The organism is Type-D symbiont of Plautia stali (assembly GCF_001485335.1).
In the GTDB taxonomy this organism is placed as follows: Bacteria; Pseudomonadota; Gammaproteobacteria; order Enterobacterales; family Enterobacteriaceae; genus Pantoea; species Pantoea vagans_C.
The window spans coordinates 99,589-117,721 of the sequence record NZ_BBOC01000003.1; the positions used below are offsets into that span (position 1 = coordinate 99,589).

Here is an 18,133-nt window from a genome sequence, read left to right on the forward strand (position 1 = left end):
CGGTATCCACGGATGCCGGGCGTTTTTATGGAATTTAATAACTGCGCGGGATTTCAATAACATGAATAATATCTCTATCACTCCTAAAGGTGGGACGGTTGACACAGTCGTCAATGGCAGCCAAGTCAATTTAACTGCGCCAAGCGTGGTTAAACTTCACCTTAATCAATCTGATATTAAGTCTTTCACACGCAATGGTAATGATTTAGTCGTCACCACAAAGTCTGGTGAAGTGGTTGTTATTCATAATTTTTACTCTGCCAATGGCGACAGCGATCTGGTCTTGCAGGACGATAAAGGCGCGCTGTGGTGGGTTGAGGATCCGGGCACAGAAGGTTTCCAGTACGTCAACATTGACACCACTGAAGGGCTGTTAGCCGAAAACACCACCAATGACGGCACTATCGCGGCCTTCGGTATCGGTGGTGCGGCGCTGGCGGGCTTGGGTGCCATGTTTGCTGGTTCTTCGGGCGGTGGAGGCGGAAATGCACCGGTCAATGATGGCAACACCGGTGGTGGCGATAACGGTGGTGGCAACAACGGTGGCGGAAATAATGGTGGTGGTAACAACGGCGGCGGGAATAACGGTGGGGGTGATACTACCGCTCCCGGCATCGCGACCAGCCTGGTGCTTACCGACAACGTGGGTACCATCCAGGGCGCCATTGTTAATGGCGTCACCACTGACGACAATACCCCAACCTTAAGTGGTACTGCTGAAGCAGGTGCCACCGTTAATATTTACGATGGCGGTACATTAATTGGTACAGCCGTTGTTGGCGCAAATGGCACCTGGAGCTTCACCTCTTCGGCGTTAGCTGATGGCCAGCACAGTTTCACCACTACCGTCACGGATGCTGCTGGTAATACCAGTGCAGCCAGCGATCCGATCACCTTTACCGTTGATACCATTGCGCCGGTAGCGGCAGCAGGGTTAACCGTCAGTGATGATGTCGGCGGCACACAAGATCCCTTAACTGCCGGTTCAACGACGGATGACAATACGCCAACGTTGAGTGGCACAGCAGAGCCTGGCACTTACGTCAGCGTGTATGACGGCACCACGCTGCTGGGTACGGCCACCGTGGGTGCCGATGGCACCTGGAGCTTTACCACACCGGCGTTAAGTAATGGCGCGCACAGCCTGACTGTCACCGTGACCGATGCGGCAGGCAACGTCAGCCCGGCAACCGATCCATTCAACTTCAGCGTGACGGCCGATTTGCCTCCCGCGACCACCACGCTGGAAATCACCGATGATACTGGCAGCACTTTGGTGCAACTGAGCAACGGAGCCTATACCCACGACAGCACACCTGTTCTCAGTGGCCTGGCGACCGCAGGCGCGGTGATTACCCTGTATGACGGAGATACCGTATTAGGTAGCGTGGTCGCTGGAGCGGATGGTCAGTGGGTGTTTACCCCTGGCGCACTGGCCGATGGTTCTCACGCCATTTATGCCAGCATCACGGATGCCTCAGGTACGACCCAATCCGCGACTATCACCATCAACATTGATACCGTCGCACCTGATGCGGCAAGCGATCTGCAACTCAGCAACGATGATGGCAGTACACTTGTGCCTGTTGCGGCGGGTGGCAGCACCAACGACAACACGCCGACACTAAGCGGCACCGCAGAGCCAGGCAGCGTGGTGACCATTCGTGATGGGGATACCGTGCTAGGTACTGTCACCGTGGGCAGTAACGGAAGCTGGCAATTCACCAGTCCAACCTTGACGGACGGGGACCACAGCCTCACTACGACCGTGACCGATCCAGCAGGTAATGTCAGCGCAACTTCCGATCCCATTACCTTCACCGTGGATACGGCGGTGCCTGCGGCTGTAACCGGCCTGAGCATAACGGATAACGTCGGTGATAGCACCGGTCCACTGGTAACTGGCGCGACCACCGATGACAGCACGCCAACACTGGCGGGACAGGCAGAGCCGGGCACGGTTATCAGTGTTTACGATGGTACAACCCTGCTAGGCACCGCGACCGTAGGTACTGATGGTGCCTGGAGCTTTACCACTGCGGCATTAAGCAATGGGGCGCATAGTCTGACAGTGACCGTCACTGATGCGGCGGGGAATGTCAGCGCGCCGACAGCGGCGTTCGAATTGAATGTCGACGCAGATCTACCGCCAGCGACCAGTTCCCTGGAGGTGACAGATGACACCGGCAGTACACTGGTGCAATTAGCGAATGGCGCTTTCACTCACGACAGCACGCCGACCTTAAGCGGACTGGCGGGTGCCAATAACATCATCACGCTGTATAACGGCGATATTGTGTTGGGAAGCACCACTGCTGATGCCAATGGCCAGTGGCAGTTTGACACCTCTACGCTTCCAGACGGTACCTATGCGTTTCGCGCTACCGCGACGGACGCAACGGGCAACACTACTGATTCCATCACTATCACCGTTACCATTGATACAACGGGTCCCGCTGCTGCAACAGACCTGCAATTGACCAATGACGAGGGTAATTCGCCAGTAAACGTGGTGGCGGGTAGTGCCACTAATGACGCTACACCAGTGCTGAGCGGCACAGCAGAACCGGGCAGCACGGTCACCATTTTGGATGGCACAACTGTGCTGGGTACGGCTACCGTAGGAGAGGATGGCAGCTGGAGTTTCACTGCACCATCCCTTACCGATGGCAGCCATAGCCTGACCACCACTGTGACCGATCCGGCTGGCAACACTGGCCCAGCCTCAAATCCCTTCACCTTCACCGTTGATACTCAGACTCCGGCTGCGGCGGGTGACCTCCAACTCAGTAACAACAGTGGCACGACCGTTGAGCCGATTGCATCTGGCGGCACGACCAATGTGGCCACGCCGGTACTGAGTGGTACAGCAGAGCCGGGTAGCACGGTGACCATCTCGGATGGCACCAATGTGCTGGGCACTGTCACTGTGGGAGCGAATGGCAGTTGGAGCTTCACCTCTCCAACATTAGATGACGGCACTCATAGTCTGACGACGACGGTCACTGACCCCGCAGGTAACACGGGTCCCGCTTCGACGCCGATCACTTTCGAAGTGGATACTACAGCCCCAGATGCGGTAAATGATTTGATCGTGGCGGACGATGCCGGCGATGTTCAGGATCAGTTGGTCTCAGGGGATACCACCGATGACAACACGCCAACGCTGAGCGGTACGGCTGAGGCAGGAGCACTGATTAATATTTACGACGGCAGCGTACTGCTGGGTAATGTCACAGTGAATCAGGATGGTAGTTGGTCATTCACAACGCCAGCACTCAATAACGGTCAACATACTTTTACGGTAACCGTGACCGATGCGGCGGGGAATGTCAGCACAGCGACCGCTGATTTTGTGCTGAATATTGAAGCCGGTCTGCCGCCCGCGACCACGACGTTACAAATCACCGACGACAACGGTAACACGCTGGTTCAACTGGCAAATGGTGCCAGCACCAATGATACTTCGCCGATCCTCAGTGGGCTCGCTCAGGCCGGGGCGGTCATCACACTGTTTGATGGCACCACGTCTTTAGGCACGGTTGTCGCAGATAGCAATGGGCAGTGGAGCTTCCCAACCACAGGCCTGACTGAAGGGCAACACACCTTCTACGCCAGTATTACTGATGTGACAGGCAACACCACCAACTCTCCGTCTATCACTATTACGGTTGACACCGGTGTGCCTGACGCCGCATCGGGCGTTCAACTCAGCAATGATGCGGGCAGCACGCCAGTGCCGATTGCCGCAGGTGGCGTCACCAATGACAGCAGCCCACTGCTGAGTGGCTCAGGCGAGCCTGGGGCAACCGTTAGCGTGTATGACGGCACTACATTGCTGGGCACGGCTACGGTAGGCAGTAACGGTAACTGGAGCTTCAGTACTCCGGCGTTGGGTGAGGGTAACCACAGCTTGATCACCACGTAACCGATGCAGCCGGTAACGTGAGCCCGCCATCTGATGTCATCGCTTTCAGCGTGGATACCGTGGCACCCGCGGCGTCCAGCGTTGAAGTCGGCGCAGCATCTGGCGCTCTGACCTCTGGCGCGACCACTGATGACAACACCCTGGATCTCAGCGGTCAGTCTGAAGCCAATGCGGTGATCCGCGTTTATGACGGCACCGTATTGTTGGGAACGGCGGTTGCCAATGCCGACGGTGCATGGAGCTTCAGCACGGCGGCACTCACCAATGGCAATCACAGCCTAACGGTCACCGCTACCGATACGGCGGGCAATCTTGGTCCTGCCACTTCACCGTTTGTGGTCAATGTCGAAGCCGACTTGCCAGCCGCCACCCTGACTCTGGAGGTGACGGATGACAGTGGCAGTACCTTGGTTGCACTGGCCAGTGGTGACAGCACGCAAGATACCACGCCAGTACTGAGTGGCCTGGCGATACCTGATGCCATCGTGACGCTTTATGACGGTAGTACCGTATTGGGCACTGTGATTGCGGACGGCACTGGGCAGTGGAGTTTCACACCGACTGCACTGCCGGATGGTGCGCATGCCTTCCAGTCTAGCTTTAATGATGCAGGTGGTGATGCAGTGCTTTCACCGGTCATCACCATCACTATTGATACCGTTGCACCGGCACCTGCTGGGGGGATTGGACTGACAAATGATGATGGCCAGACCATCCCTGCGGGTGGCTCAACCAATGATACCAGCCCAACACTGAGCGGCAGCGCAGAACCGGGCAGCACCGTTACCGTCTCGGATGGCACGACGGTACTGGGCACCACAACAGCGGATCAGGATGGTAACTGGAACTTCACCACACCGCCGCTCACTGATGGCGATCACAATATCACCACCACCGTGACCGACCCGGCTGGCAACACCAGCCCAGCGTCTGACCCGATTGCGGTGACCGTGGATACTCAGCCACCAGCGGCTCCAGGCAATGTGCAGTTGAGTAACAACGAGAGCGGCACGCCGGTTCCAATTACCAACGGCGCGACCAATGACACCACGCCAGTGTTGACCGGTACAGGTGAGCCAGGCAGCACCGTTATCGTTTCTGATAACGGCACACCATTGGGCACAGCTACGGTGGGCACAGATGGCACCTGGAGCTTCACGCCAACCCTGGATGCAGGCGACCACAGCCTGACTGCCACGGTCACGGACCCAGCAGGCAACGTCAGCAATCCTTCTGCGCCAATCGTGGTGACAGTGGATACCACCGCACCGGCAGCACCAAGTACTGTGATCATCAGCAACGATCAAAGTGGAACGCCAGTACCTATTACCAACGGCACCACCAACGACACGACGCCCGTGCTGAGCGGTTCGGCTGAACCGGGCAGTACCGTGACCGTTTCCGACGGCACAACCGTTTTAGGCTCTGTCAGCGTAGGTTCTGATGGCAACTGGAGTTACACCACACCGGCGCTGAGTGAGGGCGACCATACTCTGAATGCCACAGTGACCGATGCAGCAGGTAACAGCAGCACCACCGCGACCTCCGTCACCATTGTTGTTGATGTCACGCCACCTGCCGTTGCCACAGGCGTCACTGTCAGCAATGATGCCGGCACGGCCATCAACTCCGGCGGTGCGACCAATGACGCCACACCTGTGATCAGTGGCAGCGCGACGGCGGGCAGCACCGTAAACATTTATAACGGTACTGAGTTGCTGGGCACCGCTACCGTGGGTGACGGCGGCACCTGGACCTTTACCCCAACCACGGGGCTGGGCGAAGGTCAGCACAGCATCACTGCTACCGTGGTCGATCCTGCGGGCAACACCAGCGCGCCGACGACTCCGGTTATTGTTAACATCGATCTCACTCCTCCAGCCGCCGCTGGCGAACTGGTACTGAGCAATGACAGCAGTGGAACAGCGGTGCCGATCACCAATGGCATCACCAATGACACTACGCCGGTATTAAGCGGTACAGCTGAGCAGGGGAGTCTTGTCACCATCACCGATACCGTTGACGGGGTCGAGACGATTATTGGTTCAGCAACCGTGGGCGCAGATGGTAGCTGGACATTTACGCCACCAGAGCCACTGGAGGCTGGTGCTCACAGCTTAACCACCACGGTCACCGATCCTGCGGGCAATACCGGGGACGTGTCCGATCCGGTCAACTTCACCGTTGATTTGACACCACCGGATGCTGCGGGCGATGTCGTACTCAACAACAATAATGGCTCTGCGCTGGTTCAGATTCTGGACGGTGGCGCAACCAACGACACGACGCCGGTGCTGAGCGGTACTGCGCCTGAAGGCAGCGTTATCACCGTTTATGACGGCGACAATGTGCTGGGTACGGTAGTGGTGGATGCCAGCGGAGAGTGGAGTTACACCACCACCGCGCTGAGCCAGGGTGACCATAGTCTGAGTGCGACGGTGACCGATCCGGCGGGCAACGTCAGCGATCCGTCTGCAGCTATCGGCTTCACGGTGGATACCGTAGCACCAGCAGCCGCGACCGAATTGCAACTGGCGAATAACGCGAGTAACCCGATCGCGACAGGCGGTGCCACCAATGACACTACACCGACCTTAACCGGTACGGCCGAAGCGGGCAGCACTGTGACCGTCACCGATACCGTTAACGGAGTCGTTACCACGCTCGGCACAGCCACTGTTGATGGTGACGGTCGCTGGACATTTACACCGACCGACGCATTACCTGCGGGTGAACATAGCCTGGCAGCGACAGTGACCGACCCGGCAGGCAACAGCAGCACTGCGTCCAGCCCAATCAACTTCACAGTGGATTTGACTGCACCAGGCGAAGCTTCTGAACTGCAGCTGAGCAACAATCAGGGGAGCACCCCTGTTGATGTGGCGTTGGGCGGCTCAACCAATGACAGCACGCCAGTGTTCAGCGGTATCGCAGAGGCGGGCAGTGTGGTGACCATCACAGATACCGTCAATGGCACAGCGACGGTGCTGGGGTCAGTGACAGCGGATGCCGATGGCAACTGGAGCTTCACTTCTCCTGCTCTCGCGGCTGGCGATCATAGCCTGACCACCACCGTTACCGATCCTGCGGGTAACGTAAGCGATCCATCTGATGCCTTCACCTTCACAGTTGATCTCACACCGCCAGCGCAAGCAGGCGAGGTGTCGTTGGCCACGGATGGTGGCACGGCGATTACCGGTGGCTTCACCAATGACAGCACACCAGTGCTCAGCGGTACAGCTGAAGTGGGCAGTGTCGTCACGGTACGAGACGGCACAACCGTGTTGGGCAGCTTTGTTGTAGACGACAGTGGCGAATGGAGTTACACCACGCCAACCCTGAGTGAAAGCAGCCACAGCCTGACAGCCACCGTCACGGATGCAGCAGGTAACAGCAGCGATCCGTCTACGCCAATTGTGTTCACGGTGGATACGACACCGCCAGCCGCCGCAACAGGGCTGGTGATCAGCAACGACAGTAGCGGTACACCTGTTGCCATCACCAACGGCATCACCAACGACAATACGCCAGTGTTGACGGGTACGGCTGAAGCGGGCAGCACCGTGACCATTTTGGATGCGGACGGTGAGCTGGGCACCGCGGTGGTGGGTGATGACGGCACCTGGACCTTCACTTCACCACAACTGGCAGATGGCACTTATAATCTGACCACCACCGTGACCGATGCGGCAGGCAATATCGGGCCTGTCTCTTCACCGGTCACCATTACCGTGCTGGCTACGCCACCAGTGGATGCCACCAACTTGCAGCTCATCAATAATGAGGGCAGCTCGGCGGCGGCTATTGCCAATGGTGGGGTGACCAATGATGCCACACCAGTATTGACTGGTACGGCAACGGGCGGCAGCTATGTCACCATCTATGATGGTGGGCAGCCGCTGGGTACGGCGATTGTAGGCTCGAACGGCAACTGGAGCTTCAACGTACCGACATTGAGCGATACCGCGCCGCACACGCTGACCACAGTGGTCACTGATGCCGCAGGAAATCAGAGCCCTGGCACCGGTGACAGCTTCACTGTCAGCATTGATGTGACACCGCCTGCAGATGTCACTGAGCTGGTGATTGCCAACGATGCCGGCGTGGCGCTGACTGGCCCAACCAATGACACCACGCCATTGTTGAGTGGTAATGCTGAACCAGGCGGCTTGGTCACGATCTATGATGGTGACACGGCTATCGCTTCGGTTGTGGCAGATGCCACCACGGGGGACTGGAGCTATAACTTCGCCGATATGCCGTTGACCGAAGGGGCTCATACGCTCAGCGCAACAGCTACCGATGCAGCAGGTAACGTGAGTGGTGCCGGTAACACGGTGACAGTGAACGTTGATCTGACTCCGCCGGCGGCTTCCAACCTGGTGGTCACCAACGATAATGGCAACAACGATATCGTGATTGGCAATAATGGTGTCACCAATGACACCACGCCAGTGTTGAGTGGTACGGCGGAGCCAGGCAGTACCGTCACGATTTATGACGGTACGACGCCACTTACCACGGTTCAAACCGATCCTGACACCGGAGCATGGAGTTACACCGCTGACTTTGCATCAGGCACTTCCCATGCATTGAGTGTGCAGGTCACAGATGCGGCCGGTAACACCGGACCAGCATCTGATGTGGTGAACATCACCATCTCTACGGTTGCCCCGGATGCGGTGGTTGATCTCACAGTGAGTAACAACAATGGCAGCACGTTAGTTACGATTCCGGAAAACGGTTCAACCAATGACACCACGCCAGAGTTGAACGGGACCTCCAATGTGATTGGTGGCATCATCACCATTACGGCTGTTTCTGGAGGCGTGACGGAAGTGCTCGGCACCGCCACCGTGGGTGCGGATGGGAACTGGAGCTTCACCACCGATACCTTGTCAGCGGGCGATTACAGCATCAGCGTGACCGTCACCGATGCGGCGGGCAACGTCAGCCTTGCGTCCAACGTGGTCGACTTTACTGTGGATGTGACGCCACCGGCAGCGGCAAGCAACTTGCAGTTCAGTAATGACAACAATGGCACAGGCGCACCAGAAGCGATTGCAGCAGGCACGCCGACCAACGACACCACGCCGTTGTTAACCGGTGATGCAACCGACGCACCGGATGGTTCAGTGGTGACCATCTCGGAAAACGGCACCGTATTGGGCACAGCAACGGTTACCGATGGTGCCTGGAGCTTTAGTTCCCCAACGCTGGGCGATGGATCACACACCTTTAGTGTCACGGTGACCGATCCTGCGGGTAACGTGAGTCTCAATAATCCGACCATCACGGTTGAGATCGACACTCAGGCGCCTCCTGCTGCAACCGAGGTCACTGTCACCAACGATCTGGACAGCACCACGCCAGTGGTTATCCCGAACGGCGGCCTGACCAATGACAACACGCCAGTTCTGACAGGTTCAGTAGAAGAAGGTAATACCGTCAGCGTTTCTATCAATGGCGGTACCCCGGAAGCTGCCACGCTGAATGGCGATGGCACCTGGACTTACACGCCTTCAGCGTTGCTGGATGGAACCTATACCTTCAGTGTGGTGGTGACGGATGCCGCGGGTAACGTCAGTCCAGCTGTGACCACTGTGGTTGAAATCGATGCCACTCCGCCTGCGGATGCGACCGATGTCATCTTTACTAATGACAACGGCACCACACCACTCACCACTGGAGGGGTCACTTTCACCAGTGACAGCACGCCAGTGATTTCGGGTAACGCGACGGCGGGCACCATTGTCAATATTTATGACAACGACGAGTTAATCGGCACCACTACCGTGGGTAGCGATGGCGCGTGGAGCTTTATTCCGACCACTGCTCTATCCGATGATCCACACAGCATTACGGCAAGAGTGGTGGATGCGGCAGGTAACCTCAGTGAACCGACAACGCCAGTGGTGTTTACTGTCGATACTGTGGCACCTGAAGCGGCAACGGTGTTGATTACTAATAACAATGTCACGCCAAATACCACCGTGGCGGATGGTGGATCCACCAACGACACAACCCCGCTGTTGTCAGGTTCTGGCGCTGAAGAAGGTAATATCGTCAGCGTTTACGATACCAACCAGCAGTTGTTGGGTTCCGCTGTGGTGTTGGAGGATGGTAGCTGGAGCATTCAACTGCCTGCGCTCTCTCCAGTTGAACATACGTTAACTGTCACCGTAACGGATGAGATTGGTAACAGCGCCAGCACCACCGTGGGTATCACCATCGACACTACGGCACCTGAACCGGTTGCCGATGTGACGATTGAAAGCGATGTCGTACCCACAACCCCAGTCACGGTGGCAAACGGTGGTTCCACCAATGACACCACGCCAACCATCAGTGGTACGGCGGAGCCGGGCAGTACGGTCACGCTCACCAATACGGTTACAGGGCTGGTATTTGGTACGGCTCAGGCCGATCCAGATACGGGGGTATGGACCTTCACACCAACCACCGCACTGACAGATGGCACGACTTATTCGTTGAGCATCACGGCAACGGATGCGGCGGGCAACGTCAGTGTCGGATCTAACGTCAGCTTCACCATTGATACCGATGCACCAACGTTGGGCGCATATACCGTCAGCAACAACAACGGCGCAACGCCGGTGACGATTGCCAGCGGTAGCCTGACCAACGACGATACGCCAGTACTGCGTGGCACGGGTGAGACTGGGGCGATCATTACTATCACGGATACCACCACGAACGGCACCGTAACATTGGGCACCGCGATTGTGGCAGACAATGGCCAGTGGCGCTTCGTTACCGATACGCTGTCTCAGGGGCAGCATACGTTTACCGTTACCGCCACGGATGCGGCGGGCAACGTCACCACCAGTCCAACCAACACTGTCATTAATGTTGATACTACTGCGCCAGTCCTGTCCGGTGTTGCACTCTACGATGATTCCACTGGGATTCAGGTCCCTATTGTGCTCGGCCTGACAACAGATAACACGCCTGTTGTCAGCGGTACGGTGGATTCGGCAAGTATTATTTCAGTCTATGACGGCAGTACCTTGCTGGGCACGGTCACCGTTACAGCTGCAGGCACCTGGAGCTTCACCACACCGAACGCCTTGTCAAATACCACACACAGCATCACTGTGACCGCCACTGATGCAGCTGGTAATGTCAGTGCGGTGACCGGACCGATCAGTCTGGAGGTCACCGGTGCGCTGCCAACCACGGATGAGCTGCTGCAAATTACTGATGACAGCGGTGCAACCTTAGTAGAGGTGACCAATAACAGTTACACCAAGGACGAAACACCTATCCTGAGCGGTTCAGCTGCAGTGGGTGATGTCATCGTCATTTATGATGGTGGAACTGAAATAGGCCGCATCACTGTTACTAACTTAGATGGGAGCTGGAACTACCAGCCAACACTGACTGAAGCCACGCACACCGTTAACGTTGAAGTACAAACGCTGACTGGAACGGTTTTAGACACGTCTAATACTATTACCTTCACTGTAGATGCGACACCGCCTGTTGCTGTGACCGATCTGGTCGTTAACAACAACAGTACCGGCACTAACGTCCCGGTTACTTCCGGCTCAACCAACGACAATACCCCTGTATTGACCGGTACAGCCGAAGCAGCGGGTGATGTCGTGTCCGTTTATGACGGCACGACGTTACTTGGGACGGCCATCGCAGGTACAGGAGGGGCGTGGACGTTCACCACTCCAACCCTCACCAGTGGTGCTCACTCCTTTAGCGTCACGGTCACAGATCTCGCGGGGAATGTCAGTGCGAATTCCACTGCGATACCTATCACCATCGATACTATCGCGCCAGCGGCAGCCACCCTGGTAGTAACCAATGACGATGCTAACCCTGATCTGACTGTGCCAAATGGTGGCAGCACTAACGACACCACTCCTGTTCTAAGTGGTACGGCAGAAGCGGGCGCGTTGATTCGTATCTACCAAAACAACGTTGAGGTGGGTTCAACGGTTGCAACGGGCGGAAACTGGAGTTACACCTCTGCGTTGCTGGCGGAAGGCACCTATAACTTCACCGTCAGAGCAACCGATGCGGCCGGTAACACCAGCGTGGCTTCCAGCACAGCAACGGTTGTCATTGATACCACCGCGCCAACTGGCCTGACGGCGAGTGCCAGCAACAACAACGGCACAACGCCAGTGGCGATCGCTAACGGCGGAACCACCAACGACAGCACCCCAGCCCTGAGCGGTTCCGCGGAGCCGGGCAGTGTGGTGACCATCAGTGAAGGCGCAACGGTACTGGGTTCCGTCACCACCGCAGCAAATGGTACCTGGAGCTTCGTCACGGGCTCCTTGGGTGACGGCCTGCATACCCTGACCATCACCGCGACCGATGCGGCGGGTAACACGGGTACAGCAGCAACAGTGGCCTTCACCGTCAACACGGCGGCACCGACCACACCAACGCTGGTGGTGACCAACGATGTCACCTCGGCTGTTGTCGCCAACAACGGTGCCACTAACGACAACACGCCTACCCTGTCGGGTACGGCGACGGCTGGCAACATTATCACCATCTACGATGGCACCACGGTGCTGGGTTCCACCACGGCAGTGGCGGGGAACACATGGAGCTTTACCTCTCCAACCCTGAGTAACGGTAGCCATACCTTCACCATCAAAGCCACTGATACGCTAGGCAACGCGACGGCACAGGTGGGCAACACCACGGTCACCATCGACACTGTGGCGCCTGTCGCTTCGACGCTGGTGATTGCCAACGATAACGGCACTAACCCAGTGACGGTGACCAATGGCGGTTCTACCAACGACACCACACCACGCCTGAGCGGTGTGGTGAGCGCGGCGGAAGCGGGCGATATTGTTCGTGTGTACGACAACATCAGCGGCACTGCGGTATTGGTCGGATCGGCGGTGGTGCAGGCAGATGGTAGCTGGAGCACCAACAGTTCGGTGCTGGCGCAAGGCACCCATCCGCTGAGCGTCACGGTCACGGATGCTGCCGGTAACGTCAGCGGTTCCACTACTGCCAGCGTGATTATCGATACCACAGCCCCTGCTGTTCAGTTGACCAATACCGTCAACAACAACGGCACCACGGCGGTGACCATCGCCAACAATGGCAGCACCAACGACACCACGCCAGCACTGAGCGGTACGGCAGAAGCGGGCAGTGTGGTTGTCGTCAGTGAGGGTGGGGTGGCATTGGGATCGGTGGTGGCAGGCGCCAACGGCACCTGGAGTATTACCACCAGTGCGTTGCAGGATGGCACCCATACCCTGACTGTCACGGCAACGGATGCCGCAGGCAACGTGGGCACGGCGACCAATACCATTACCTTCACCGTATCCACCGCGACAGTGGCTGCGCCAACGCTGGTAGTCAACAACGACGCCAACAATACGCTGACGCCAGTCGCCAATAATGGTTCGACCAACGACAGCACCCCAACCCTGACGGGTACGGCGACCGCTGGCAACGTCATCACCATTTACGATGGCACCACGGTGCTGGGTTCCACCACCGCAGTGGCGGGCAACACCTGGAGCTTTACGTCACCGACGCTGAGCAATGGTAGTCATTCACTGAGCGTGACAGCCACCAACGCGGCGGGGACAGTAAGCTCTGCGGTCAGTTCAAACGTGTTGATTGATACCGTGGCCCCGGTTAGCTCAACGCTGGTGATTGCTAACGACAACGGCACCACGCCGGTGACGGTAGCGAACGGCGGTTCCACCAACGACACCACGCCACGTCTCAGCGGTGTGGTGAGCGCGGCGGAAGCGGGCGATATTGTCCGGGTGTACGACAACATCAGCGGCACTGCGGTATTGGTCGGATCGGCGGTGGTGCAGGCAGATGGTAGCTGGAGCACCAACAGTTCCGTGCTGGCGACGGGTACCCATCCGTTAAGCGTCACGGTCACTGACGCCGCAGGTAACGTCAGCGGCACGACCAGTGGAAGTGTCATCATTGACACCACCGCGCCAACCGGTCTGACGGTAGCCGCAGCCAACAACAACGGCAGCACACCAGTGACGATTGCCAATGGTGGCACCACCAACGACAACACCCCAGCGCTGAGCGGTAATGCTGAGGCTGGCAGTCTGGTGATTATCCGTGAAAACGGCACGGCGATTGGTTCGGTTGTCACCGCGGCAAACGGTACCTGGAGCATAACACTGGGTACACTTACTGACGCCACCCACACCCTCAGTGTGACGGCGACGGATGCTGCGGGCAACGTGGGTGCGGCTTCAACCTTCACCCTGACCGTGTCTACCGCCGCGACAACAACACCAACGTTGGTGGTCAACAACGACGCCAACAGCACGCTGACGCCAGTCGCTAACAATGGCACCACCAACGACAGCACCCCAACCCTGACGGGTACGGCGACCGCTGGCAACATCATCACCATTTACGACGGCAGTACGGTGCTGGGATCCACCACGGCAGTGGCGGGCAACACCTGGAGCTTTACGTCACCGACGCTGAGCAACGGCAGCCATTCACTGAGCGTCACGGCCACCAATGCGGCGGGTACGGTGAGTTCTCCGGTGGCATCAACGGTGATTATCGATACCGTGGCTCCGGTTAACTCAACGCTGGTGATTGCCAACGACAACGGCACCACTCCGGTGACGGTGGCGAACGGCGGTTCCACCAACGACACCACGCCACGCTTGAGCGGTGTGGTGAGCGCGGCGGAAGCGGGCGATATTGTCAGGGTTTACGACAATATCAGTGGCAGTGCAGTGCTGGTGGGTTCAGCAGTGGTGCAGGCAGATGGTAGCTGGAGCACCAACAGTTCGGTGCTGGCGCAAGGTACGCATCCGCTGAGCGTGACGGTGACGGATGCCGCCGGCAACGTCAGTGGCTCTACCAGCGCGAGTGTCATCATTGACACCACCGCGCCAACCGGGCTGACGGTAGCGGCGGCCAACAACAACGGCAGTACCCCGGTAACCATTGCCAACGGCGGTTCGACCAACGACAACACACCAGCGCTGAGCGGTACGGCAGAAGCGGGTAGTGTGGTGATCGTCCGTGAAAATGGTGTGGCGATTGGATCGACCACGGCCACTGCTGGCGGTACCTGGAGCCTGACGCTGGGCTCGCAGTCTGATGGCGTGCATAACTACAGCGTCACGGCGACGGATGCAGCGGGTAACGTGGGTACGGCATCAACCATCGCGTTGACCATTGATACCGGTACACCAGCAGCAGCCACTGGCTTGACGGTCACTAACAATGACGTCACGCCTAACGTGACGGTCGCTAATGGCGGTTCAACCAACGACAACACGCCAGTGTTGAGCGGTTCGGCGGAAGCCAATGCGATTGTGACGGTATACGACGGCACGACGGTGTTGGGTTCAACTACCGCCAACGGCAGCGGCGCATGGAGCTTCACATCACCGGTATTGACCAACGGCAGCCATCCACTGAGCGTGACGGTGAAAGATGCGGCGGGCAACACCAGCCCGGCCTCTGGCACCTATACAGTGGTGGTGGATACGGTTGCGCCAGTGGCCTCAACATTGGTGATCACCAACGACAATACCGGTGTGGTAGTGGCGAACGGTGGTTCAACCAATGACACCACACCGACGCTAAGTGGTACGGTCAGTGCGGCGGAAGCGGGTAGCCGAGTCAGCATTTATGACAACGGTAGTCTGTTGGGCACCGCGATTGTGCAGGCCAACGGAACCTGGACCTACACCACCGTGACACTGGGTACGGGAACGCATCCTATCAGCGTCACCGTCACGGATGCAGCAGGTAACGTCAGCGGCACCACTTCAGCTTCTGTCGTCATTGACACCACGGCTCCGGCGGCGGTCACGCTGGTTGCCAACAACAACAATGGCAGCGCGAACGTAGTCATACCGAACAATGGTTCGACCAATGACAACACGCCACTGTTGACCGGTACTGGGGAAGTCGGTGCACGTGTTAGCGTGTATGACGGCACAACCCTGTTGGGTACCACCACAGTAGGAAGCGGCGGCACCTGGAGCTTCACCACTTCGACACTGACTGACGGGACACATACGCTCAATGTGCGTCAGACCGATGCGGCGGGTAACACCAGTGCTAACGTATCTACCATCCTGACGGTGGATACCGTGGCACCTGCGGCGAGTACGCTCACCATCACCGATGATGCTGGCACCACGCCAGTGACGTTGGCGAACGGTGCGTACACCCGAGATACCACACCAACGCTGAGCGGTACGGCACAGGCAGGCGCGATTGTGACTATCCTGGATGGCGCAACCATTCTCGGATCGGTCACTGCTGGTACCGGGGGAGCGTGGACCTTCACCACCGCAGCCTTGACCAACGGTGCGCATACGTTGAGCACCACCGTGACGGATGCGGCAGGAAACGTCAGTACGGGTAACACCACGGCAACAGTGAACGTTGATACGGTCGCTCCGGTTGCGGTAACTAATCTGGCGATTAACGCAGCGGGTACCACCGTCACGGGTAGCGGTGAAGTGGGTGATACCGTTACCGTCCGTGATGCCAGTGGTAACTCGCTGGGTACCGCGACTGTGGGGGCGGCAGGAACCTGGTCTGTGACCTTAAGCACGGCGCAAACCACCGGTGCCTCGCTGTCGGTTATCCAGACGGACCGTGCAGGCAACGTGTCGCCTTCGGCATCGTTGACCGGGGCTATCCGCATTGTTGCAACCAACGACACCAACGAAGTGGACTACAGCACGACCAATGCCACAGTAAGCAACGGAACCACCAGTGTTTCACACACAGCTCTGGCTAACGTTGGGTTGGGTACGATTTTGAATGCTAGCGTGTTGTCGAATGGTAACGCCTATGTGTTCAGCGTGGGCACTGACGATACACGTACCATTACACTCAATGGTTCTGTAAGTGGTATCAGTCTGATCTCTACTTACTCACTCTACCTGTATGAGCAACAAACCAATGGTACTTGGTTGCTGATCAATACTCGTAGCAGCTATCTGTCTACAGGCCTGATTTCGCTGGGTACGCAAACCGGTGCCAACGTGACCTATACCAACCTGGGCACAGGTACTTATGCGGTGGTGATTGGTTCTAACGTCAGCGTGAGTCTGTTGCCAACCACCACTATCAGCACGGTGTCGGATTACACCACGATGGCGGTGACCGTAGCGGCAACGGTTACTGGCAATCTGCTGACCAATGACACCAGTTCTGTGGCGGGCACGGTTCCAACCGGCACGTTGGTGACAACGGTATCGGGTAGTGCAGTCAGCACCACGGGTAACACAGTGATCAATACCACTTACGGTACTTTGACCATTGATTCGCACGGTGACTACACCTACACACTGAAGGCAGGTCTGAATATTGATACCTTGCCAACAGCCGATACGTTTACCTACTCGGTAAGGGATGCGAGTGGTGCCGTCACCTCAGCCACCTTAACCGTTACATTACATAACGGTGCGGTAACGTCTCTCACAGTGAACAGCCTGTTTGCTGAGACAACCACGGCAGAGCACGATGCCAGCGGCAGTATCTACAGCGATTCCAGCACTACCCATACCGGAACCTTGAGTATTACTAATGAACATGGTGATACCACCACCGTGAGCAGTACCGGTTCTACTCTGGTAGCGGGCGACTACGGTACGTTGAGTATTGCGGCCAACGGTAGCTATACCTACACCCTGACTGCGGGTCTGGATGCGCAGACCATCACGCATAAAGAGGTGTTTACCTACAGCCTGGCGGCAACCAACGGCACCATTACCACCAACACCTTCACCATCGAGCTGCACCCAACCATTACAGGAACGGCGGGCGCTGATACGCTGACGGGCAGTGCCTACGACGACACCATCACCACCGGTGCCGGCGCAGACACTCTGGTGTATCACCTGTTGGCAACCGCAGATGCCACTGGCGGTAACGGTCACGACACCTGGACCGACTTTAATGTTGCGCAAGGCGACAAAATTGATGTCAGTAACTTGCTAATTGGTTGGAATGATTCCACAAGTAATATTAATGATTTCGTGAAAGTGGATCATACTTCAGATGGCAACACCGTGCTCTCGATTGACCGTGATGGGACAGGTACGGCGTACAGCAGTACTCAACTGGTTACGCTGGAAGGCGTGAACGTTTCACTGGAGGAGTTGCTGCAACAACCGCACCAAAACACCACGGTTTAATAAGACCGGTGACAGGAAGCAGGGA

At 57.4% G+C, this 18,133-nt stretch carries 2 protein-coding genes; both read left to right on the plus strand.

Annotated features, from left to right (window positions below; genetic code table 11):
- Positions 1 to 61: 61 nt before the first annotated feature.
- Entirely contained in the window at positions 62 to 3,928 is a 3,867-nt protein-coding gene (locus tag PSSD_RS01920; protein ID WP_058969105.1) for an Ig-like domain-containing protein, read from the plus strand.
- A 17-nt stretch (positions 3,929 to 3,945) separates the two neighbouring features.
- Positions 3,946 to 18,108: an Ig-like domain-containing protein gene (locus tag PSSD_RS27100; protein ID WP_058969107.1), complete on the plus strand. Its 14,163-nt coding sequence runs from the start codon at positions 3,946 to 3,948 to the stop codon at positions 18,106 to 18,108.
- Positions 18,109 to 18,133 lie beyond the last annotated feature (25 nt).

Excerpts from the sequence above, each read along its gene's own strand:
- PSSD_RS01920 (WP_058969105.1), top strand. The coding sequence starts at position 62 with ATGAATAATATCTCTATCACTCCTAAAGGTGGGACGGTTGACACAGTC.